Source organism: Pseudomonas auratipiscis, assembly GCF_036324085.1.
Classification (GTDB): Bacteria; Pseudomonadota; Gammaproteobacteria; order Pseudomonadales; family Pseudomonadaceae; genus Aquipseudomonas; species Aquipseudomonas auratipiscis.
Genome location: NZ_JAZDCU010000007.1, coordinates 18994 through 40767 on the forward strand (window position 1 = coordinate 18994; position 21774 = coordinate 40767).

Below are 21774 nucleotides of genomic sequence, written 5' to 3' on the forward strand. Positions count from 1 at the left end.
AAGATCTTCCCGCAATCCCGCGGACTATAACCCCCTGGTTGGGTTGGGGTTTGAGGCTGCTAGCTCATCCATTCAACGCTCTTGATCTTGATCTTCATGCACGTCAGCTCAGGCGCCGCAGAGTGCGACTTCAGCAGGCCGAGTGGAGGCACCTGTAGGGGCGGTGCGCAGCACCTTCGGCGTTAGCCGAAGACGCGAGACGTAGACTTGGCGTAGCAAGTCGTAGGCCGCGTGGCCCTGGAAGGTGCCGTAGCGAGGGGACCCGAAGCGCAGCGTAGGGCCGTATGCAGGAGCGAGCGGTTTTGGTTCCTTTTGCCAAGACAAAAGGGACCCGCCGTAAGGGCGGAAGGGGCCAACAACGGCGCCGCATTGAATGGATAAGCCCCCAATCAAATCCCAGCCCAGCCCAGCCCAGCCCAGCCCAGCCCAGCCCCAAGATAATACTCCTGGGGATTGCGTAAAGAACCACAAAAAAGCCCGGTCATTGACCGGGCAGGTACACCCAAAGGAGCAACAGGTGTCAGGCGGGAAAATTCAGTTCGATCAGGCCACTGCAGCCAGCTGGGCCTTGGCCTGATTCAGGCCTTTCTCGTGGAAGTCCCCCCCCAGGTTCAGGCCCTCGGCGTGAATGAAGGTCACATCGTGAATACCGATAAACGCCATCACCTGACGCAGGTATGGTTCCTGATGATCGCTCGTGGCTCCGGCATGGATACCGCCACGGGCAGTGAGAACGTAAGCCTTTTTACCGGTGAGCAGGCCCTGGGGACCGGTCTCGGTGTATTTGAAGGTAACGCCAGCGCGCAGCACGTGGTCCAGCCAAGCCTTCAAGGTGCTCGGAATGGTGAAGTTGTACATCGGTGCTGCCAGCACCAGCACATCGGCGGCCAACACTTCGTCGGTCAACTCGTTGGAGCGAGCCAGCGCTTGCAGTTCATCTGCGTTACGTTGGTCCTCAGGCTTCATCCAGCCGCCCAACAGGTTGGCATCCAGATGCGGCACCGGATTCACGGCCAGGTCGCGCAGGGTGACCTGGTCGGCCGGATGGACAGCTTGCCACTGGCTGACAAAATCAGCGGTCAGTTGCCGGGAGATCGAGCCCTGCTGGCGGGCGCTGCTTTCGATAACGAGTACACGGGACATGGGTTGCCTCCATCGGCGAATGCGGTAAGTCAATGGAGGTAAGATTATTCAGTAACCGATCGATTAAAAAGCGTAAAATCTGGGTGCAATCTATCAGTTAATTTGTTTTATTGTGCCTGTGCACTACCCTCATTCACAGCAAGGCTATTGCGGTTTGCAACTGAGGTCGATGCGCAACTTGATGATCTTGCGGTTGAATTTGGCGGTGACGTCCTTGCTCTGCTTGGCTTCCACCAGCACCCGGCGCACCCGCGGAGCCTCCGGGCCGTTGCGAAAACGCACCGTGCATTGGGCGGCAACGTCGCCGTAGTTGTTCAAGGTCATCGAGCCCATGTCGTAGTCGGTGTCATAGGTGTTGTAGTCGAGTTTGACGCCCTCGAGATTCTTTTCTACCTCGATTGGGTATGCCATCGCGGTGAGTGGAAGCAGGGCCAGCAATACAGCACAACATTTCTTCATACGACGCTCTCCATGAAAGAGCGCCAGCTTAGGACAACAGGAGCCGAAGATGAAAGCGCCACGCGTTACCCTGGATCAGTGGCGAACCCTGCAAGCGGTGGTCGACCACGGTGGCTTTGCCCAGGCGGCCGAAGCGCTGCATCGCTCGCAATCGTCCGTGAGCTACACCGTCGCACGCATGCAGGATCAACTAGGGGTGCCGCTGCTGCGTATCGATGGTCGCAAAGCTGTGCTGACCGAGGCTGGAAATGTGCTGCTGCGCCGGTCCCGGCAACTGGTCAAGCAGGCCAGCCAGCTGGAAGATCTTGCCCATCACATGGAGCAAGGCTGGGAAGCCGAAGTCCGTCTGGTCGTGGATGCTGCCTATCCCAATGCCCGCCTGGTCCGTGCCTTGAGCGCCTTCATGCCGCAAAGCCGTGGCTGTCGTGTACGTCTGCGCGAGGAAGTACTGTCGGGCGTTGAAGAAGTGCTGCATGAGGGCATCGCTGACCTTGCCATCAGCGGCTTCAATATTTCCGGCTACCTGGGCACTGAACTCAGTTCAGTGGAGTTCGTCGCTGTCGCCCACCCCGAGCACAGCCTGCACCGTCTGGGTCGTGAACTGAGCTTCCAGGACTTGGAAAGCCAACTGCAAGTGGTCATCCGTGATTCGGGCCGGGCGCAACCGCGCGATGTCGGCTGGCTCGGCGCTGAACAGCGCTGGACAGTTGGCAGCCTGGCAACCGCCTCGACATTCGTCAGTAGTGGCCTGGGCTTTGCCTGGCTACCCCGTCATTTGATCGAACGCGAGTTGCGCGAAGGCGTGCTCAAACCGCTGCCACTGGATCAGGGTGGCAGTCGCCATCCACTGTTCTACCTTTACTCCAACAAGGACAAACCCTTGGGCCCGGCCACGCAGATTCTCATCGATTTGCTGCGCAATTTCGATACCGCGCCACTGGACGTGCCCTTCGCCGCCCCCGCCCAAGCCTGACAGGAATCACGCCCATGGCCTATTTCGAACACGAAGGTTGCTCGCTGCACTACGAGGAATACGGCCAGGGCGAGCCACTGGTATTGCTGCACGGCTTGGGTTCCAGCTGCCAGGATTGGGAAATGCAGGTGCCCGCGCTTGCTCGCCATTACCGGGTGATCCTGATGGACATCCGTGGCCATGGCCGCTCCGACAAACCGCGCGAACGCTACAGCATCGCCAGTTTCAGCGCCGACCTGCTGGCCCTGCTCGAGCAACTGCAGACCGGCCCGGTGCATCTGGTGGGGCTGTCCATGGGCGGTATGGTCGGCTTTCAATTCGCCGTTGAGCACCCTGAGTCGCTGCGCAGCCTGTGCATCGTCAACAGCGCACCGGAGGTCAAGCGTCGTAGCCGCCAGGACTGGATCTGGTGGGCCAAGCGCTGGACCCTGGCCCGGATGCTCAGCCTTGAAACGATTGGCAAAGGCCTGGCGGCGCGACTATTCCCCAAACCGGAGCAGGCGGACCTGCGCCGCAAGATGGCCCAGCGCTGGGCGACGAACGACAAGCGTGCCTATCTGGCCAGCTTCGATGCCATTGTCGGTTGGGGCGTCAGCGAACGCCTGGGGCAGATCCGCTGTCCTACCCTGGTCATAAGCGCTGACCAGGATTACACCCCGGTACTCCTCAAGGAGCGTTATGTGCGCCTGATACCTCAGGCGCGACTGGCGGTCATCGAAGATTCCCGGCACGCTACGCCGCTGGATCAACCCCATGTATTCAATCAGACGCTGCTGCAATTTCTGGCAGCGTCGACCACCCCTCAAGGAACATTGAGCCCATGCTGAAAAAACTCCTGCTCGCCACCTGCTCGGTCGTCTTCGCCACCAGCCTGATGGCGGCCGATAAAGCGCCCCATGTACTGCTCGACACCAGCTTTGGCCAGATTGAAGTAGAACTGGATCCGGTCAAGGCGCCCATCAGCAGCAAGAACTTTCTGGAGTACGTGGACAGCGGCTTCTACAACAACACCATCTTCCACCGGGTGATTCCGGGCTTCATGGTTCAGGGGGGTGGCTTCACCGAGCAGATGTCGCAGAAGGAAACCAAGTCGCCGATCAGGAACGAAGCCAGCAACGGTCTGCACAACACACGCGGCACCTTGTCGATGGCCCGCACATCGAACCCGAACTCGGCTACCAGCCAGTTTTTCATCAACGTAGCCGACAACGCCTTCCTCGATCCGGGCCGTGATGCCGGTTACGCAGTTTTCGCCAAAGTGGTCAAAGGCATGGATGTGGTCGATCAGATCGTCAACTCACCAACCACCGTCAAGCGCGGTATGCGTGATGTGCCGGTCGATCCGGTATTCATCAAGTCGGCCAAGCGCATCGACTGACCCCGAGCCTCACAGGGACGTGAGCCAAGGCCTGCGGGTCTATGAACAGGAGTTAAGGTTTTCATGCTGTTCCGCCGCTTCGAAAGGCTGATCGATATATTTCGTGAAGCACCCAGCGCTGCGCCACCCAGTACAGTGCTGCCCTTCTACCTGTACTACCTGCGCCAGGTATGGCCCAGTTTTGCCGCGCTGTTGGTGGTTGGCCTGATCGGTGCGCTGATCGAAGTGGCGCTGTTCAGTTACCTGAGTCGAATCATCGATCTGACCCAGGGCACCCCCAACGTCAACTTCTTCAGCGAGCATGCCAACGAGCTGATCTGGATGCTGGTGGTAGCTCTTCTTCTGCGGCCAGTGTTCGTCGGTCTGCACGATCTGTTGGTGCACCAGACCATCAGCCCCGGCATGACCAGCATGATCCGCTGGCAAAACCACACGTATGTGCTCAAGCAGAGCCTGAACTTCTTCCAGAGCGATTTTGCCGGTCGTATTGCCCAGCGCATCATGCAGACCGGCAACTCCCTTCGCGACTCCGCCGTACAAGCGGTTGATGCCCTGTGGCATGTATTGATCTATGCCATCAGCTCGCTGGTGCTGTTTGCGGAGGCGGACTGGCGCTTGATGCTGCCACTGATAAGCTGGATCGCCTGCTATATCGGCGCGCTCTACTATTTCGTACCCAGGGTCAAAGCCCGCGCCGTGATTTCTTCAGATGCGCGCTCCAAACTGATGGGCCGCATCGTCGACGGCTACACCAACATCGCCACGCTCAAACTCTTTGCCCACACTGACTTCGAACAACAATACGCGCGCGAGGCGATCAGCGAACAGACCGAAAAAACCCAACTGGCTGCCCGCGTGGTTACCAGCATGGATGTGGTCATCACCAGCCTCAATGGTCTGTTGATCGTTACCACCACGGGGCTTGCCCTGTGGCTGTGGACACAGTCACTGATCACGGTCGGCGCCATTGCCCTGGCCACTGGCCTGGTCATTCGAATCGTCAACATGTCGGGTTGGATCATGTGGGTGGTCAACGGCATCTTCGAAAATATCGGCATGGTCCAAGATGGCTTGCAGACCATCGCCCAGCCGGTAAGCGTGACCGACAAACCCGGCGCTCCAGCGCTCAAAGTCGAACGCGGCGCAGTCAAGTTCGAGAATGTCGGATTCCACTATGGCAAAGGCCATCGAATTATCGACGACCTGAGCCTGGACATCCGCCCCGGGGAAAAAATCGGTCTGATCGGCCCGTCCGGTGCCGGCAAGTCGACCTTGGTCAATCTGCTGCTACGCCTGTACGACCTTGATAACGGACGGATCCTGATCGACGGCCAGGACATTGCCCAAGTGTCCCAGGCCAGCCTGCGTGCCCAGATCGGCATGATCACCCAGGACACCTCACTGCTGCACCGCTCGATCCGCGAGAACCTGTTGTACGGGCGCCCGGATGCCAGCGAAGAAGAACTCTGGGAGGCCGTGCGCCGCGCCCGTGCCGATGAGTTCATACCGCAATTATCCGATGCCCAGGGGCGTACGGGATTCGATGCACACGTGGGTGAGCGAGGGGTTAAACTCTCCGGCGGCCAGCGTCAGCGCATTGCGATCGCCAGGGTATTGCTCAAAAACGCGCCGATTCTGATCATGGACGAAGCCACGTCAGCGCTGGACTCGGAAGTCGAAGCCGCCATCCAGGAAAGCCTCGAGACACTGATGCAGGGCAAGACGGTGATCGCCATTGCCCACCGTCTTTCGACCATCGCCCGCATGGACCGCCTGGTCGTGCTGGAAAAAGGCCGCATCGCCGAGATGGGCAGCCATACCGAGCTGCTGGCGCACCAAGGCTTGTATGCACGCCTGTGGCATCACCAGACCGGAGGGTTTGTCGGGATCGATTGAATCGCCTGCACAACAACTGCTCTCCTGCTATCCAGCCCGCCGATAAGGCAGCGCCGTGCGTGCCTCTTCGGCATAGGCCAGCACCCCTGCCCGCTCCTGGTGTAGAAACGCCTCCACGGCGCGGCGCAACCCCGGGTGCAACAGGTAATGCCATGAGCGTGTAATCACAGGCTCGAACCCACGGATCAGCTTATGCTCGCCTTGCGCCCCCGCATCAAAGCGCTGCAAGCCTTCAGCAATGGCAAAGTCCATGCCCTGGTAGAAGCAGGTCTCGAAATGCAACCGGTCAAACTCATCAAGACACCCCCAGTAACGACCGTAGAGACTGTCGCCGCCTACCAGGCTGAAAGCCATGGCTACATCACGCCCTGCCTGACGGGCCATGACCACACGAATCGCTGCAGGCATACGCTCGGCCAGCAAACTGAAGAATGACCGGGTCAGGTACGGCGCACGACGACGCACTGCATAGGTGTTGGCGTAACAGGCAAAAACAAAATCCCACTGCGCTTCACTCAGTTCATCGCCCCGGTACCAGCGAAACTCGATGCCCTGCCCCGCAACCTGCTCACGCTCCTTGCGCATCTGTTTGCGCTTGCGTGAACTGAGGTTGTCGAGAAAATCCTGAAAGTCGCGGTAACCCTGGTTGCGCCAGTGAAACTGGCACCCCAGGCGTTCCATCCACCCTTCGCGGCCGTGCATCACCGCGTCACCCATATCGTCGGTGAAGTTGATATGCGCACCGGACAACCCCAACCCAGGCAAATCTTCGGCAAGCTGCTCCACAAGTTCAGCCGCCACGCTGGGATCGCCAAGCAGGCGTGGGCCACATACGGGCGAGAACGGCACGGCGCACAGCAGTTTCGGGTAATAGGCAATGCCCGCCCGCTCACAGGCATCTGCCCAGCCGTGATCGAACACGTACTCACCGAAAGAGTGAGACTTCACATAGCACGGCATAGCGGCCTGCAGGTGGCCAGAAGCATCGGCAAACACCCGATGGACCGGTATCCAGCCCGTGTGCTTACTGACACTGCCGCTGTCCTCCAGGCTGCTCAGGAAAGCGTGACGCAAAAAAGGCTGTTCGCCCGGCACCAGGGTATCCCAGGTGGCAGGTGTGAGCTCGGCAAGCTGTGACAGGATATGGATAGGCATTGCTGCAGTCTGCCTCGTCACACCGACGAAAAAAAGCCCCGCGTGTGCGGGGCTGAAGATCTAACGGATAAGGAGCGGTGCTGCTTAGAACACGTATTGCGCGCGCATTACGAAACCGTCGCCACTGTCGTCGCCGGCAGCGTTCTGAGCGTTGTCGACTTTGGCTTTGACATAGACGCCGCTGAGCTTGATCGACTCGTTGGCGTACCAGTTCAGGCCCACGTTGTGCACCTTGGCTTCGACATCGCCAATGTCGGCAAATGCGCCGTTGTCATCATCGACGCTCAGGTGGTCATAGCGGTAAAACAGCTCCCAGGCACCGATCTGCTTGTTCGACGGCTTGATCGCGTCGAACTTGCCAAGCTTGTAGCCACGCGCTTCACCGGTGAGGGTGTAAGCCAATTGACCGTAGTAGCCTTCAGACTTGATGTCGCTGAACGCATCATCGTCGGCCTGGGTGTCACGCTTGATGTATTCACCCTGTACCGAGAATGGGCCCATGGCCCATGCAGCTTCCAGGTTCCAGGCCTTGTCGGTGTCGAATGCACCGGCCGGGGTGTTGTTGGCGCCACCCAGCACCAGGCGATTGCCGTTGCTGCCAGCATCCTGTCCACCATCGGTACTCACACCGCGCATGCCCAGGCGGCTGCGGATACGACCATCAAAGGCGGTGTCGGAAAGGTCGCGCTGAGCGTAGTTGATACCGAAGTGCAGGACGTTGCCGGCTTCGTGCATCGGCGCGAAGACACCGCGCAGGTTGAACTGCTTGGTGCTGTCACCATCCTCGTCCTGGTTGGTGGCGTCCTTGGCGAATACACCTACCGAACCGTACAGCGAGTCACCGGCGTTACCGGATGCCTGCAGGCCCATACCGCCGTTGTGCGCGTTGGCCCAGTCGACCAGATCATAAGCAGCGGTACGCTCCTGGGCGGTTACCCACTTGGAGCTGGTGGCTTTTTCCAGACCGAACTCGGGGTCGAAACGACCCACCTTGATCGAAACTGGCTTGAAGCCGTTGTAGGCCAACGAGGCTTCGTCGAAGTAGCCGTCTTCGGAACGGTTGTCGCCGCCGGAGTTGTGCGAGAAGTCGTAAGCAATCTGGTAGGCCCAGTCGGTGTACAACACACCGCCCAGTTCCAGGTAGGCGCGACGGAAGTAACCGGCGTCGGCAGTGTTGCCGTTGTTGGTGTAGAAACCGTCAAAACGGCTGTAGTCAGCCTGGATTCGACCGCCCAGCTTGAAGCTGAATTCCTTGTCGGTGGTAGCGACCTCGAGGCCACCTTTGGTCTTGACTACGATATCGGCGCCGTCGGTAGTCACGGTACCCGCGAAAGCCTGGGCGGTAACGGCCATTGCCAAGGCGCTGGCTGCGAAACCTGCGAAGTGCTTACGGATCATCGAAGAAGCTCCCCTACTTTATGGTCTTGATAATGTTGGAAAAACACGCGGCTTGGGCCACTTGTGCTGGGGAGGAATCTTGGCGGGGAGGTGTGTCAGATCAGTGGCTTTTATATAAATCTTTTATGACAGGGGAACTTTTTACTTCGAATGCGAATAAGCCGAAAAGCCCCATTGCAGAGCCTTCCAGCAGGGTTTTCAGGGAGCCTCGTGAGGTGGCTGCGCTTTCGTCATCCGCTGGACGATTTCATCAACATCGTCTACCGGCGCCTCCGGCATAGCCTTGATCGTCGCTTGGGTCACCCGCATCTGCCTGAGGAATCGCCGGCAGTTCCGGCAAAACAGCAGGTGCTGACGAGCCAGCAGCTTTTCACCGAGGCTGAGTTGCCCGTCGAGGTAGTCGCTTGAGCAGGCGACCAGTTCCTTGCAACTCAGCATTGGCCCGTCTCCTCGAAGTGTTCCAAAGTGGCAAAGACCTTCAACCTTGCCCGGTGCAGCAGGACGCGAACATTGGAGAGCGAGATACCAAGAAGGTTACAAATTTCTTCGAGTTCCAGCCCCTGACGTTCGCGCAGGATCAGAACGCTACTTTGCAACTGCGACAGACTGAGCAGGGTGTGTTCCAGGCATTCACGCAGTTCATCTTGACTGAGCAGTGCTTCCGGAGAGTCTTCGTGCCACGAGGAAGGCGCCGCCAACCAATGACCATCGCTGGCGAAGCGTGCGTCGCCGATAGTGCCATGCGGGGAAGGCAAGTCATCGAGCAGCACCTCGCGGCGATTTTGTTTGTATCGGTTTTTGGCCGCGTTTGCGGTGATGGTCAGCAACCAGGTTTTCAGACTGGAACGCCGCTGGAAACCTGGCAGGCCACGCACCACGGCCAGCCAGGCATCCTGCACCGCTTCATCGGCCTGACGGCTGCCTAGAATGGCATAGGCCACGGCGCGCATGGCGCCCTGATACGTTGTTACCAGCTCCTTGAATGCCTGTTGATCGGCGAGCAACAGGCGCTCAAGCAAGCGTGCTTCATTATCGGCCGACATCGCCACCTCATTCTGGACGTGCGCAATTGACGTCGAAACGTGCGGCTTGTTACATCAGACTCAGCGCTTGCGCAGAATCACGCTGCCGATCGAGTAGCCAGCACCGAAGGAACTGAGCACACCCAGGGATCCTTTAGCCAAGTCATCCTGGTACTTGTGCAACGCAATTACTGAACCTGCCGAGCTGGTGTTCGCGTAGGTGTCGAGAATCACCGGTGCTTCTTCTTCCTGCGCTTCGCGGCCGAGCAGGCGCTTGACGATCAGGTGGTTCATGCTCAGATTGGCCTGGTGCAGCCAGAAACGTTTGACGTCATTCACGTCGATGGCGTTTTCCGCCAGATGCTGAGCGATCAGTTCAGCGACCATCGGACAGACCTCACGGAACACCTTGCGGCCTTCCTGGACAAACAGTTTGTCCGGGGAATCGATGCCCTCTTCGGCAGCGCGATTGAGGAAGCCGAAGTTGTTGCGGATATTGTTGGAAAACTGCGTCAGCAGTTTGGTGCTGACAATATCGAACTGGTGCGCAGAGGTTGCCAGGTCGGCGCGTTCCACCAACACCGCAGTCGCCGCATCACCAAAGATGAAGTGGCTGTCACGGTCGCGGAAGTTCAGGTGACCCGTGCAGATCTCCGGACTGATGACCAGTACCGCACGAGCCTGGCCCAACTGCACGCTGTTACAGGCAGTCTGAATACCAAAAGTGGCCGAGGAGCAGGCGACGTTCATGTCGAAGCCAAAGCCGTTGATACCCAGAGCTTGCTGCACTTCGATGGCAACGGCCGGATACGGGCGCTGCAAGTTGGAGCAGGCAACGATCACCGCGTCGACATCGGCAGCGCTGCGGCCGGCGCGTTGCAATGCCTGTTCGGCTGCTTTTACAGCCATTTCGCAGAGGATCGACGGCTCTTCGTTGGAGCGTTCCGGCAAGCGTGGCTTCATGCGCTGGGGATCGAGAATCCCTGCCTTGTCCATGACAAAACGGCTCTTGATACCCGAGGCCTTTTCGATGAACGCGGCGTCGGATGGAGCCAGCGCCTGCACTTCACCGCGTTCGATGGCTTGAGCATTGTCAGCGTTGAACTGCTGAACATAGGCGTTGAAAGACTCCACCAGCTCTTCGTTGGAAATGCTGTTGGCCGGGGTGTACAGGCCGGTGCCGCTGATGACGACGTTATGCACGGTCGTTCCTCTGTTCAGGGGCCGATGCCTGACGGGCACCGGCCTGTTCAATTCGCTTGGCTGGCACTAACGTACCAACTCTTGCACATAATTATCCCGGCACGCGGGACCGCTGCAGGGCACCACATTCGGTAAGCGCTGCTGCCGGCAACAATGGCACGGCAGCGGCGAATATCGGCCAAGTGTGCCACAACTCCTGGGGTTTAGGCTTCTACCTGACTCCACTGCTTGCTGAGTCTTTTGTCAGAAACCGGCACCTTGGTGCCCAACTGCTGGGCAAAAAGTGAAACCCGGTACTCTTCCAGCCACCAGCGGTACACCGTCAGCTGTTCATCACGCTTGCCTTCCTGAGCGTGCTTGTCAGCGCGAGCCTTGTACTGCGCCCACAAGTTGCTCAGTTCGCCACTCCAGACCCGGTCCTTCTGCACCTGCGAGCCAAGTTTTTCCAGGCGCAATTCAACCGCCCTGAGGTAGCGCGGCAGCTCCTTGAGCCACACCCCTGGGGTTTCGCGGACAAAGCCCGGATAAACCAGGTTGCTCAACTGCTGCTTGATGTCGTTGAGCGCCACAGCCTGGGCCAGGTCGATCTTGCCCTTGAAGCGCTTTTGCAGGCCATGCCAGAGCTTGAGGATCTCCAGGGTCAGGCGGGCCAGTCGCTCCGCGTGCTCGGTCCAGCTACCGCGCTTGCGTTCGGCCAGCGAGGCCAAGCCCGCGCCATCGCGAGGCAAGTTGCTTTCTCCTTCCAGAATGCAGCTGTCGAGGCTGGCCAGAAGGATATCCTCCACCAACGCGTCGACGCGCCCCAACTCGCGATACAACAAGCCCAGTTCGGTCAGACCGGGAAGCTTGCCACGCAAAAACTTGGCCGGCTCTGCCAGTTGTTGCAAAAGCAGGCGCTGCAAGGCGCGACGGTGCTGGAACTCGGCTTCGGCCAGGGTTGAGAAGCGTCCTTCCTTGACCGTCCCGTTTTCTTCCACCAACGCCGGATAAACCGTCATGGAAAGACCGGCGATCTTTTGCTGGACGGTTTCGGCAACCTGAGCAAAGGCCTTGGCCTGGACCGGCTGCTGGCTCTTTTCGGTCTGCGGCACAGCCAGTGCAGCCTGACTGGCAGCCGCAAAGCGTGCGGTCAGTTCGGTCAGGTCGCGACCTTCACCAAGAAACTTGCCGTGGGCATCGACCACTTCCAGGTTCATCTTCAGGTGATTGTCCACCTGCCCGGCGGCTTCAGCCCAGGCTTCATCGCTGACCCGTGCCCCGGTCATGCGCAACAATTCCCGCCCCAGAGCCTGAGGCAACGAGCCTTCGGCAAAAGTCAGGCGTTGCAGGGCTGCCTTGACGAAGTCCGGCACCGGCACGAAATTCTTGCGTAGCGCCTTGGGCAGGTTACGCACCAGGGCAATGCATTTGGCTTCGAGCAAACCTGGCACCAACCACTCGAGGCGTTCGCCTGGCAGGCTAGGCAGCAAAGGCGCCGGCACCCGCACGGTGACACCGTCTCGCGGATGATTGGGTTCGAAGTGATAACTCAGCGCCAGGCTCAAGTCGCCCAGGCGCAAGGTATCTGGATACTGCGCCGCGGTAACTTCACTGGCTTCGCGTGCAAGCACGTCTTCTTCGCGCATGATCAGCAGTTGCGGATCTTTTTGGCTGTTGACCCGATACCAACTGTCGAAAGTTGCGGTCTGGTGAATCTCGGCCGGCAGACGTTCTTCATAAAAGCCGAAGAGGGTTTCTTCATCGGCCAGAATGTCGCGGCGCCGGGCTTTAGCCTCAAGCTCGTCGAGCTGCTCGAGCAACTTGCGGTTGGCGCTCAGACATTTGGCCTTCGACTGAATTTCGCCGCCGACCAGCGCTTCACGAATGAACAATTCTCGGGACATCACCGGGTCGATCGGACCAAAGTGCACCGGACGACGACCGACCACGATCAGGCCATAGAGCGTCACCTGTTCAAAAGCCACCACCTGGCCGCGCTTCTTCTCCCAGTGCGGTTCGAAATGGTTCTTCTTGATCAGATGGGTTGCCAGCGGTTCGATCCAGTCCGGCTCGATCTTGGCTACCATACGCGCGTACAACTTGGTGGTTTCGACCAGCTCGGCGCTCATGATCCACTGCGGGCGCTTCTTGCCCAGGCCCGAAGATGGATGTACCCAGAAGCGTCGTTGGCGAGCCCCCAGATAATCGCCGTCTTCGGTTTTATGGCCGACCTGGCTGAGCAGGCCGGAAAGAATCGCTTTGTGCAACTTCTGGTAATCGGCCGGCTCTTTGTTGATGCTCAACTGCAGTTCGCGGCAAATCAGGCTCAGTTGCCGATGAGCATCACGCCATTCACGCAGGCGTAGATAGTTGAGGAAGTTCTTCCGACACCAGTTACGCAGCGGGCTGGCTGTCAGGGCCTGACGCTGTTCTTCAAAGCCACGCCACAGGTTGACCAAAGCGGCGAAGTCGGAGTCGGCATCCTTCCATTGCGCATGCGCCTGGTCGGCGGCCTGCTGGCGCTCCGGTGGACGCTCGCGTGGGTCTTGCACCGACAAGGCACTGGCGACAATCAACAACTCGTTGAGGCTGCCCTGCTTGGCACCTTCGAGCAACATCCGCCCCAGGCGCGGATCGACTGGTAGGCGCGCCAACTGACGCCCAAGGGGGGTCAACTGGTTCTCACGGTTTACCGCAGAAAGTTCCTGCAACAGGTTGAAGCCATCGCTGATGGCCTTGCCGTCCGGGGGCTCGATAAACGGGAAGGCGTCGATCTCACCCAGACGCAGGTGCAGCATTTGCAGGATCACCGCAGCAAGGTTGGTGCGCAGAATCTCAGGGTCGGTGAATTCCGGCCGCGCATTGAAATCTTCTTCGCTGTACAGGCGCACGCAAATGCCCGGCTCGACCCGGCCACAACGGCCCTTGCGCTGATTGGCGCTGGCCTGCGACACCGCCTCGATCGGCAGGCGTTGAACCTTTGCGCGGTAGCTGTAGCGGCTGATCCGCGCAGTACCACTGTCGATCACGTAACGGATACCCGGCACCGTCAACGACGTTTCCGCAACGTTGGTGGCGAGCACCACGCGTCGCCCCGGATGGGACTGAAAAATCTTCTGCTGCTCGGCCGGCGACAAGCGTGCATACAACGGCAAGATCTCGGTGTGTCGCAATTGTGCCTTGCGCAGCATCTCGGCGGCATCGCGGATCTCGCGCTCACCGGGCAGGAACACCAACACATCGCCAGGCCCCTTGCCTTGGCCACGCTCAAAACTGGCAATCTCGTCGAGTGTGGCGAGAATCGCCTGGTCAACGGTCAGATCGTTTTCTACCTGATTACCTTCCTCGTCCTGCTCGCTGGTCAGCGGTCGGTACCAGGTGTCCACCGGATAAGTACGCCCCGAGACTTTGATGATCGGCGCATCGTTGAAATGCCTGGAGAAACGTTCGAGGTCGATGGTCGCCGAAGTGATGATGACCTTCAGGTCCGGACGCCGTGGCAGCAAGGTCTTCAAGTAACCGAGCAGGAAGTCGATGTTCAGGCTGCGTTCATGGGCTTCGTCAACAATGATGGTGTCGTAGCGCTCAAGAAAACGGTCGTGCTGGGTTTCGGCAAGAAGAATACCGTCGGTCATCAGTTTGACCAGGGTATTGGCGTCACTCTGGTCTTCAAAGCGCACCTGGTACCCCACCAGTGCGCCCAGCGGCGTACCTAATTCCTCGGCCACGCGTGCGGCTACACTGCGCGCCGCGATACGCCGGGGCTGAGTGTGAGCAATCAAACCATGCTGGCCACGCCCGAGTTCGAGGCAGATTTTTGGCAACTGAGTGGTTTTACCCGAGCCGGTTTCGCCGGCAATGATCAGCACCTGATGCTTGGCCAGAACCTTCATGATTTCGTCACGTTTGGCCGCAATCGGCAGGCTGTCGTCGTAACGGATGCTCGGCACACTGGCTTTGCGCGCGCTGACCTGCGCGCAGGACGCCTGGACCTTTTCCACCCACTGAGCCAGCCTGGCCTCGTCCGGGCGCTTGCGTATTTCGTGCAGTTGCCGGCGCAGGCGATGACGCTCGGCAATCATTGCATGGTCGAGGTTTTTCAACAGTTGATCGATAGCGTGGTCAGTCATGGGCGCTTTTTAGTCGTGCAGGTGAGCCTGCTTTTTCATGATCGGCATAGGAAGGGCTGCGATTGTCGCAGATTTGCCCCCGTTCGGCACGGTCAGGGTGGCGCGATGATTGTTTAGCGCCAGACAAACTGAAGGTATACAAAGGCTGATTTAATGAACCTTCGCTGGCATGGGAGTATCGCGGCATGACTTCGCCCCTGTGTAAGCCCCGTTCGTTGTTGCGCCCTTCGTTTCCGAAGGTACGGGCTCGCTCTGGGGAAAACCCGCTGGTTCACATTATTCTCGCTTTCTGGGCCTTGTGGCACTGCCGCCATGCCCGCCCACCAGATACTTTTCTCGCCTTAGACTGATTTCATCGGCCAGCCTTGGCCTACCTGTCTTTGACTGTCGCCCCGTAGCGGAAACAGTCCTGTGCGCCTGATGGCGCGAGCGAGAACTGCATGCAATTTGCCTCCATCGAGCAAGCCCGAACATTCCTGGCACAAAACCCGGATATCGAGATGATCGAACTGTTCATTCTTGATGCCAACGGCGTACCACGCGGCAAGCTTCTGCACCGTGAAGAGCTGATGGCGGTGTATGAAAGCGGCCGACCACTGCCCAGCACCATCCTCGGCTTGACCCTCAATGGCGACGATGTGGAAAACTCCGGCTTGGTCTGGGATGTGGGTGATATCGATTGTCGTGCCTACCCCCTGGAAGACAGCCTGGTACGTTTACCCTGGCGGCAGATTCCCACCGCCGCGGTGCAGGTCAGCATGCACCCTAGCGAAGGCATGCCAGCAACCATCGCCGATCCGCGCCATTTGCTGGTCAAGGTGATCGATGCGCTCAAGGCCGAGGGCTACCATCCGGTGATGGCCTGTGAACTGGAGTTCTACCTGCTCGATCAGAAACGTGACCATCAGGGGCGCCCGCAACCCGCTCTGGACAGCGACGGCGGACGTCCGCGCGGCACGCAAGTGTATGGCCTGCGCGAACTGGAACAGATCGAACCGTTCCTCGCCGATCTCTACAGTGCCTGCAAGGCCCAAGGCATTCCGGCGCGCACAGCGATTTCCGAATACGCCCCAGGCCAGGTGGAAATCACCCTGGAGCATGGCGATGCCTTGCTGGCCATGGATCAGGCTGTACGCTACAAGCGCCTGGTAAAAGGTGTGGCTCACAAGCACGGCATGCAGGCCTGCTTCATGGCCAAACCGTTCGATCACCTCGCCGGGACCGGCATGCACATGCATGTGAGTCTGGCCGACGCCCAAGGTAACAACCTCTACGCCAGCGACGATAAGGCGGGCACACCACTGCTGCGCCAGTCGGTGGCCGGTATGCTCAAGCATCTGCTCGATTCGCTGCTGCTGTTTTGCCCCAACGCCAACTCCTATCGCCGCTTCCAGGCCAACAGCTACGCACCGCTGGCGCCGACCTGGGGCGTCGACAACCGCACCGTAAGCATGCGCGTGCCAGGCGGCCCGGCCAACAGCCGTCATATCGAGCACCGCATCTGTGGCGCCGATGCCAACCCTTACCTGGCCGCGGCCGCCATTCTCGCCAGCGTGCACAGCGGCATTCGTCAGCAGCTCGACCCGGGCGCCCCTGTCGAAGGCAACGGCTATGCCCAGGCCAAGGAACTGCTTCCTACCGAATGGCTCGCCTCGCTCAAGGCGCTGGAAGCGTCGGAGTGGGCGCGTGAGGCATTCGGCGAAGCGTTTCTGGGGGTGTACCTGGCGGTCAAGCGCGCCGAGTATCGACAGTTCATGGCCGAAGTCGGCGAACAGGACTGGCGCTGGTACCTGACCCAGGCCTGAGCCCTTTTATTTTTGCGCCAAGGATTTTTTATGAATGCAGCCGTGAACACCAGCACCGCCCAGCGCAGTGCGTCCTATTACACCGCCAGCCTCAACGACACCACCCAGTACCCGACGCTCAAAGGTACCGTGAAGGTCGATGTCGCAATCATTGGTGGCGGCTTCACAGGCGTCGCCAGCGCTGTCGAACTGGCCGAGCGCGGCCTCAAGGTCGCCGTTGTCGAGACCAATCGCATTGGCTGGGGCGCCAGCGGACGCAACGGCGGCCAGGTCACTGGCAGCCTTTCCGGTGACGAGGCAATGCGCAAGCAGATGCGCGAAAAGCTTGGCGACGACGTCGATGATTTCATCTGGCAATTGCGCTGGCGTGGTCACCAGATCATCGAACAGCGGATCGCTCGCTACGGGATTGAATGCGACCTCAAGCACGGTCACTTGCATGCGGCAATGAAAGCTTCGCACATGAAAGAACTGCAGGCCTTTGAGGCCGAAGCCCAGCGCCGCGGCATGGGTGATCAGGTGCAATTGCTCGATCGCGACGCGGTCAGCAAACACCTGCAAAGCCCGCTGTACATCGGCGCCTTGAAGAACCTGCGCAACCTGCACCTGCATCCGCTCAACCTGTGCCTGGGCGAAGCCCGTGCAGCCCACAGCCTTGGTGCGCTGATCTTTGAAAACTCCGAAGTACTGGAGATCGTCCACGGTGATCACCCGGCAGTAGTGACTGCGCAGGGACGCATCGAAGCCAAGCAGATCCTGTTGGCCGGTGATGTCTACCACAAGCTGGAAAAGCGTCAGCTCAAGGGCAAGATATTCCCGGCCATGGGCGGCATCGTTACCACTGCCCCACTCGGGGAGCTGGCAGCACAAATCAACCCGCAGGACCTGGCGGTTTATGACTGCCGCTTTGTTCTCGACTACTACCGCATGACCGCTGACGGTCGCCTGCTGTTCGGCGGAGGCGCCAACTATTCAGGTCGTGATTCGCGTGACATTGCCGGCGAGCTGCGTCCCTGCATCGAGCGCACCTTCCCGGCATTGAAAGGGGTGCCATTGGAGTTCCAGTGGAGCTGCGCCATGGGCATCGTGGTCAACCGTATCCCGCAACTGGGCAAGCTCTCCGACAACGTCTGGTATTGCCAGGGCTACTCCGGGCACGGCATCGCCACCAGCCACATCATGGGTGAAATCATGGCAGAGGCATTGACCGGCACACTGGAGAAGTTCGATACCTTTGCAGGCTGCAAACACATCAAGGTGCCGATGGGCGATGTGCTGGGCAATCCGTTGCTGGCGGCAGGCATGTGGTACTACCAGATGCTTGAGAAATTGCGTTGAAACCAGGGTTGAACGTAAAAGGGCCGCATAGCGGCCCTTTTTTCCGGCAATGCCGGCTGCTGCACCAAGATCGTTGTCAGGCGATCTTCTTCAGACCGAGCTTTTTCAGCTCCTCGTCACGCAGTTCACGACGCAGGATCTTACCGACGTTGGTGGTCGGCAGAGCATCGCGGAACTCGATGAAGCGCGGCACCTTGTAGCCAGTGACATTGGCACGCATGTGCGCCATCACCTGTTCTTTGGTCAGCGTGACACCTGGCCGAACGACGATGAACAGCTTGATCACCTCACCGGACTTCTCGTCAGGCACACCGATAGCGGCACACTGAAGCACACCCGGCAGTGCCACCAGAACATCCTCGAGCTCGTTGGGATAGACGTTGAATCCGGACACCAGAATCATGTCTTTCTTACGGTCGACGATACGCAGGTAGCCATCGGGCTGGATCAGGGCAATATCACCGGTTTTCAACCAGCCTTCACTGTCGAGAATCTCGTTGGTAGCTTCCAGTCGCTGCCAATAGCCCTTCATCACCTGCGGGCCCTTGACACACAACTCGCCCACTTCACCCAACGGCAGCTCGACACCGGCGTCATCGACGATCTTGCACAGGGTCGAAGGTACTGGAATACCAATGGTGCCGACCTTGTTGTGCTCGGCAGGATTGACTGTCGCCACAGGGCTGGTTTCAGTCATGCCATAGCCTTCGCAAATGGCGCAACCGGTTACCGCTTTCCAGCGCTCGGCAACGCTCATCTGCAAGGCCATGCCACCGGACAGGGTGATTTTCAGTGCCGAGAAGTCCAGCTTGCGGAAGTTCTCGTTGTTGCTCAGGGCAACGAACAACGTGTTCAGACCGACAAATCCACTGAACTTCCACTTCGACAATTCCTTGACCATCGCCGGCAAATCGCGCGGGTTGCTGATCAGGATGTTGTGGTTGCCGATCAGCATCATTGCCATGCAATGAAAGGTGAAGGCGTAAATGTGATAAAGCGGCAACGGGGTGATCAGAATTTCGCAACCTTCATTGAGGTTGGAGCCCATCAACGCCCGGCACTGCAGCATATTTGCCATCAGGTTACGGTGTGTAAGCATCGCCCCTTTGGCAACGCCGGTGGTACCACCGGTGTACTGCAACACGGCAACATCATTGCGATCAGGATTCGCTTCCTGCACCGGTTTGCCGGCGCCCTGACGCAACACGTCAACGAACTTGACCGCCTTCGGCAAATGATAGGCCGGGACCATTTTCTTCACGTACTTGATCACGCTGTTGATCAACAGACGTTTTACCGGTGGCAGCATATCGGCCACTTCGGTGACAATAACGTGTTTGATCTGGGTCTTGGGCACTACCTTTTCAGCCAGGTGCGCCATGTTGGCCAAACACACCAGCGCCTTGGCGCCGGAGTCGTTGAACTGGTGCTCCAATTCCCGTGCGGTATACAACGGGTTGGTGTTGACCACGATCAGGCCCGCACGCAAAGCGCCGAACACAGCAACCGGATACTGAAGCACATTGGGCAGTTGAACGGCGATGCGATCACCGGGTTGCAAGTCCGTGTTTTGCTGAAGGTAAGCGGCAAACGCCCCCGACTGCTCGTACAGTTCGCCGTAGGTGATGGTTTTGCCCAGGTTGCTAAAGGCTGGCTTGTCAGCAAAGCGTTGGCAGGACTGTTTCAATACTGCCTGGATATTCGGGTACTCATCCGGATTGATTTGCGTAGCAATCCCGGCTGGGTACTTATCCTTCCAAAAGTTTTCGATCATGGAAGCCCACTCCTCCAGCACCAGCGAATTCTTCACCGCAGTCGATGCGATTATTATTGATATAAGATTACGGTTTATTGCAAACCAGAAAATCACAAGCGGGCCGAGATTAGCAGCTTTGCAAACGGTCGACTAGAGCTAAAGAAGCCCAAACAGTCACAAAAATGACTCTTGATAACTCAATGGTCATTTTTAGAGTAAAAAGACTAAAGCAGGGAATTCAAGCGGCAAGCGGCATACCGAACGGCTTGGTTCGTCTTGCATCACTTGCCGCTTGAAGCCGGCGGCTGTACTTGCCTTCAGGCAATGTCGCGCAGTTCGCGGCGCAGGATCTTGCCCACTGCCGTCATCGGCAGCGAGTCACGCAGGACGATTTGCTTGGGTACTTTGTAGCCGGTGAAGTTGGCTTTGCAGAAGGCCTTGAGCTCTTCAACGCTGACGTTGCCATCTCGCGGCACTACGAAGAGCTTCACGGCTTCTCCCGAGCGCTCGTCCGGTACGCCGATCACCGCGCAATTGACCACCTGAGGGTGGCTCATGACCACTTCTTCGATCTCGTTCGGGTACACGTTGAAGCCCGAAACAATGATCATGTCCTTCTTGCGATCGACAATCCGGGTGAAGCCATCCGGATCGATCACGGCAATATCACCGGTCTTGAACCAGCCATCGCTGTCCAGTGCCTCGGCAGTGGCCTGTGGCTGTTCCCAGTAGCCTTTCATTACTTGCGGGCCCTTGATACACAGCTCGCCGCGCTCCCCCAGCGGTTGTTCGACTCCCTCATCGTCGATGACCTTGAATGCCGTGTCCGGCATCGGAATGCCGACAGTGCCGAGGCGTGCCAGCTTGCCATAGGGGTTGGCGCTGGCCACGGGCGACGTTTCAGTCAAGCCGTAGCCTTCGACAATGCGGCAGCCCGTGAGGCTTTCCCAGCGTTCGGCGGTGGCGGTGACCAGGGCCGTGCCACCGGAGTTGGTGACTTTCAGGGCAGAGAAGTCGAGGTCCTTGAACCCTGGGTGATTCATCAACGCCACGAACAGCGTATTCAGGCCCAGCAGTCCGGAAAACTTCCACTTTTTCAGTTCTTTGATGAACCCTGGAATATCTCGAGGGTTGGTGATCAGCACGTTGTGATTACCGGTGGCCATCATGCACATGCAATTCGCGGTGAAGGCATAGATATGATAGAGCGGCAGTGGCGCAATCATCACCTCCTGCCCCTCCTTGATCAGCCGCTGACCGTCCTCATCATGTTGCGAGAAACACGCCAGCACCTGAAGCATGTTGGCGACCAGGTTGCCATGGGTCAACATCGCGCCCTTGGCAAGGCCAGTGGTGCCGCCGGTGTACTGCAGTACGGCGATATCCTCGAGGCTCAGCGACACGCGCTTCGGTACCACCCCGCGGCCTTGGCCGAGCGCGGTCTTGAACGATACAGCCTGGGGCAGATGGTAATCAGGCACCATCTTCTTGACCTTGGCCACGATGGTGTTGACCAGCCATCCCTTGGCCGTCGGCAGCATGTCGCCCATCTTCGCCTCAATGAGGAATTCGATGCCGGTATCGGGCAGCACTTCCTGCACCAGTTTGCCGAACATGTTCAGGTACACCAGTGCCCGGGCGCCGGAATCCTTGAACTGATGACGCATTTCACGCGCGGTATACAGCGGGTTGGTGTTGACTACGATCAGTCCGGCGCGCAAGGCACCGAACACGGCAATCGGGTACTGCAGCACGTTGGGCATCTGTACGGCGATGCGGTCGCCCGGTTCCAGATCGGTGTGTTGCTGCAGGTAGGCGGCGAAGGCTGCGGAGTGCCTTTCCAACTCGGCATACGTCAGGGTTACCCCCAGGTTGCTGAACGCAGGGCGGTCAGCGAATTTCTTGCAAGAGCGCTCAAATACTTCGACCACAGACTTGTAAGTATTCATGTCGATAGTCGACGGAACACCTGCAGGACGTTTGTCATTCCAGAAATCAGCTTGCATTTATTCTTGTCCTCATACCTTGGCCGCTCCGGTCCTCTGTCTGCTTGACGAAAGGATGTTGTGCCGACGGTAGCAGGTATGCCGCAGGTGGCAAATATGCCAAGCACTGTCATTAACATTATGAATCTTGTTT

Annotated in this window: 16 protein-coding genes; 6 read left to right on the plus strand and 10 right to left on the minus strand. The window is 58.7% G+C overall.

Annotation, left to right across the window (positions count from 1 at the left end; translation table 11 throughout):
• Positions 1-543: 543 nt before the first annotated feature.
• Together V0R60_RS11545 and V0R60_RS11550 are read right to left on the minus strand one after the other, a co-directional pair.
• The gene (locus tag V0R60_RS11545) at positions 544-1143 is read right to left on the minus strand and encodes an FMN-dependent NADH-azoreductase (RefSeq protein ID WP_330079742.1); all 600 of its coding nucleotides are present in this window, start codon (positions 1141-1143) and stop codon (positions 544-546) included.
• A 144-nt stretch (positions 1144-1287) separates the two neighbouring features.
• The gene (locus tag V0R60_RS11550; protein ID WP_136477628.1) at positions 1288-1602 is read right to left on the minus strand and encodes a 3-phosphoglycerate kinase; all 315 of its coding nucleotides are present in this window, start codon (positions 1600-1602) and stop codon (positions 1288-1290) included.
• A gap of 49 nt (positions 1603-1651) precedes the next feature.
• Here V0R60_RS11550 and V0R60_RS11555 point away from each other — a divergent pair, with 49 nt between their 5' ends.
• From V0R60_RS11555 to V0R60_RS11570, 4 genes are all read left to right on the plus strand, one after another.
• Complete coding sequence (locus tag V0R60_RS11555; protein WP_136477629.1) at positions 1652-2575, plus strand: LysR family transcriptional regulator; 924 nt, start codon at positions 1652-1654, stop codon at positions 2573-2575.
• Positions 2576-2589: 14 nt separating this feature from the next.
• Complete coding sequence (locus V0R60_RS11560; RefSeq protein ID WP_330079743.1) at positions 2590-3402, plus strand: alpha/beta fold hydrolase; 813 nt, start codon at positions 2590-2592, stop codon at positions 3400-3402.
• Entirely contained in the window at positions 3396-3953 is a 558-nt protein-coding gene (locus V0R60_RS11565) for a peptidylprolyl isomerase (RefSeq protein WP_136477631.1), read from the plus strand. The genes V0R60_RS11560 and V0R60_RS11565 overlap by 7 nt, the downstream gene beginning before the upstream one ends.
• Before the next feature lie 63 nt (positions 3954-4016).
• Positions 4017-5849 (plus strand): ABC transporter ATP-binding protein, encoded by a 1833-nt coding sequence (locus V0R60_RS11570; RefSeq protein WP_136477632.1) that lies wholly within the window; start codon positions 4017-4019, stop codon positions 5847-5849.
• A gap of 27 nt (positions 5850-5876) precedes the next feature.
• Here V0R60_RS11570 and V0R60_RS11575 read toward each other — a convergent pair whose 3' ends face one another.
• The 6 genes from V0R60_RS11575 to hrpA all read right to left on the minus strand — a co-directional run bounded on the left by V0R60_RS11575 (position 5877) and on the right by hrpA (position 14736).
• Positions 5877-7004, minus strand: a complete 1128-nt coding sequence (locus V0R60_RS11575) for a GNAT family N-acetyltransferase (RefSeq protein ID WP_330079744.1) — start codon at positions 7002-7004, stop codon at positions 5877-5879.
• An 84-nt stretch (positions 7005-7088) separates the two neighbouring features.
• Entirely contained in the window at positions 7089-8402 is a 1314-nt protein-coding gene (locus V0R60_RS11580; RefSeq protein WP_136477634.1) for an OprO/OprP family phosphate-selective porin, read from the minus strand.
• Positions 8403-8600: 198 nt separating this feature from the next.
• Positions 8601-8840: an anti-sigma factor family protein gene (locus V0R60_RS11585; protein WP_136477635.1), complete on the minus strand. Its 240-nt coding sequence runs from the start codon at positions 8838-8840 to the stop codon at positions 8601-8603.
• A complete protein-coding gene (locus tag V0R60_RS11590) occupies positions 8834-9445 on the minus strand; it encodes an RNA polymerase sigma factor (protein ID WP_330079745.1) in 612 nt (203 codons plus the stop codon). The genes V0R60_RS11585 and V0R60_RS11590 overlap by 7 nt, the downstream gene beginning before the upstream one ends.
• Before the next feature lie 60 nt (positions 9446-9505).
• Positions 9506-10627 carry a beta-ketoacyl-ACP synthase III gene (locus tag V0R60_RS11595; RefSeq protein WP_136477637.1) on the minus strand — a complete coding sequence of 374 codons (1122 nt, stop codon included), beginning with the start codon at positions 10625-10627 and terminating at the stop codon, positions 9506-9508.
• 203 nt (positions 10628-10830) lie between these two features.
• On the minus strand, positions 10831-14736 hold the full coding sequence (gene hrpA, locus V0R60_RS11600) for an ATP-dependent RNA helicase HrpA (RefSeq protein ID WP_330079746.1): 3906 nt from the start codon (positions 14734-14736) through the stop codon (positions 10831-10833).
• Positions 14737-15176: 440 nt separating this feature from the next.
• On the opposite strand from hrpA, the gene V0R60_RS11605 reads away from it, so the two are divergent.
• Positions 15177-16541, plus strand: coding sequence for a glutamine synthetase family protein (locus tag V0R60_RS11605; RefSeq protein ID WP_330079747.1), 1365 nt, complete (start codon positions 15177-15179; stop codon positions 16539-16541).
• Between the two features lie 30 nt (positions 16542-16571).
• Positions 16572-17879 carry an NAD(P)/FAD-dependent oxidoreductase gene (locus V0R60_RS11610; protein ID WP_136477640.1) on the plus strand — a complete coding sequence of 436 codons (1308 nt, stop codon included), beginning with the start codon at positions 16572-16574 and terminating at the stop codon, positions 17877-17879.
• 76 nt (positions 17880-17955) lie between these two features.
• Here V0R60_RS11610 and fadD1 read toward each other — a convergent pair whose 3' ends face one another.
• Positions 17956-19653 carry a long-chain-fatty-acid--CoA ligase FadD1 gene (gene fadD1, locus V0R60_RS11615; protein WP_136477641.1) on the minus strand — a complete coding sequence of 566 codons (1698 nt, stop codon included), beginning with the start codon at positions 19651-19653 and terminating at the stop codon, positions 17956-17958.
• Between the two features lie 299 nt (positions 19654-19952).
• Positions 19953-21641: a long-chain-fatty-acid--CoA ligase FadD2 gene (gene fadD2 / locus V0R60_RS11620; RefSeq protein WP_330079748.1), complete on the minus strand. Its 1689-nt coding sequence runs from the start codon at positions 21639-21641 to the stop codon at positions 19953-19955.
• Positions 21642-21774 lie beyond the last annotated feature (133 nt).

Bases quoted from the DNA above. Each gene is read 5' to 3' on its own strand.
- V0R60_RS11545 (WP_330079742.1), bottom strand. From the start codon at position 1,143: ATGTCCCGTGTACTCGTTATCGAAAGCAGCGCCCGCCAGCAGGGCTCG.
- V0R60_RS11550 (WP_136477628.1), bottom strand. From the start codon at position 1,602: ATGAAGAAATGTTGTGCTGTATTGCTGGCCCTGCTTCCACTCACCGCG.
- V0R60_RS11555 (WP_136477629.1), top strand. From the start codon at position 1,652: ATGAAAGCGCCACGCGTTACCCTGGATCAGTGGCGAACCCTGCAAGCG.
- V0R60_RS11560 (WP_330079743.1), top strand. From the start codon at position 2,590: ATGGCCTATTTCGAACACGAAGGTTGCTCGCTGCACTACGAGGAATAC.
- V0R60_RS11565 (WP_136477631.1), top strand. From the start codon at position 3,396: ATGCTGAAAAAACTCCTGCTCGCCACCTGCTCGGTCGTCTTCGCCACC.
- V0R60_RS11570 (WP_136477632.1), top strand. From the start codon at position 4,017: ATGCTGTTCCGCCGCTTCGAAAGGCTGATCGATATATTTCGTGAAGCA.
- V0R60_RS11575 (WP_330079744.1), bottom strand. From the start codon at position 7,004: ATGCCTATCCATATCCTGTCACAGCTTGCCGAGCTCACACCTGCCACC.
- V0R60_RS11580 (WP_136477634.1), bottom strand. From the start codon at position 8,402: ATGATCCGTAAGCACTTCGCAGGTTTCGCAGCCAGCGCCTTGGCAATG.
- V0R60_RS11585 (WP_136477635.1), bottom strand. From the start codon at position 8,840: ATGCTGAGTTGCAAGGAACTGGTCGCCTGCTCAAGCGACTACCTCGAC.
- V0R60_RS11590 (WP_330079745.1), bottom strand. From the start codon at position 9,445: ATGTCGGCCGATAATGAAGCACGCTTGCTTGAGCGCCTGTTGCTCGCC.
- hrpA (WP_330079746.1), bottom strand. From the start codon at position 14,736: ATGACTGACCACGCTATCGATCAACTGTTGAAAAACCTCGACCATGCA.
- V0R60_RS11605 (WP_330079747.1), top strand. From the start codon at position 15,177: ATGCAATTTGCCTCCATCGAGCAAGCCCGAACATTCCTGGCACAAAAC.
- V0R60_RS11610 (WP_136477640.1), top strand. From the start codon at position 16,572: ATGAATGCAGCCGTGAACACCAGCACCGCCCAGCGCAGTGCGTCCTAT.
- fadD1 (WP_136477641.1), bottom strand. From the start codon at position 19,653: ATGATCGAAAACTTTTGGAAGGATAAGTACCCAGCCGGGATTGCTACG.
- fadD2 (WP_330079748.1), bottom strand. From the start codon at position 21,641: ATGCAAGCTGATTTCTGGAATGACAAACGTCCTGCAGGTGTTCCGTCG.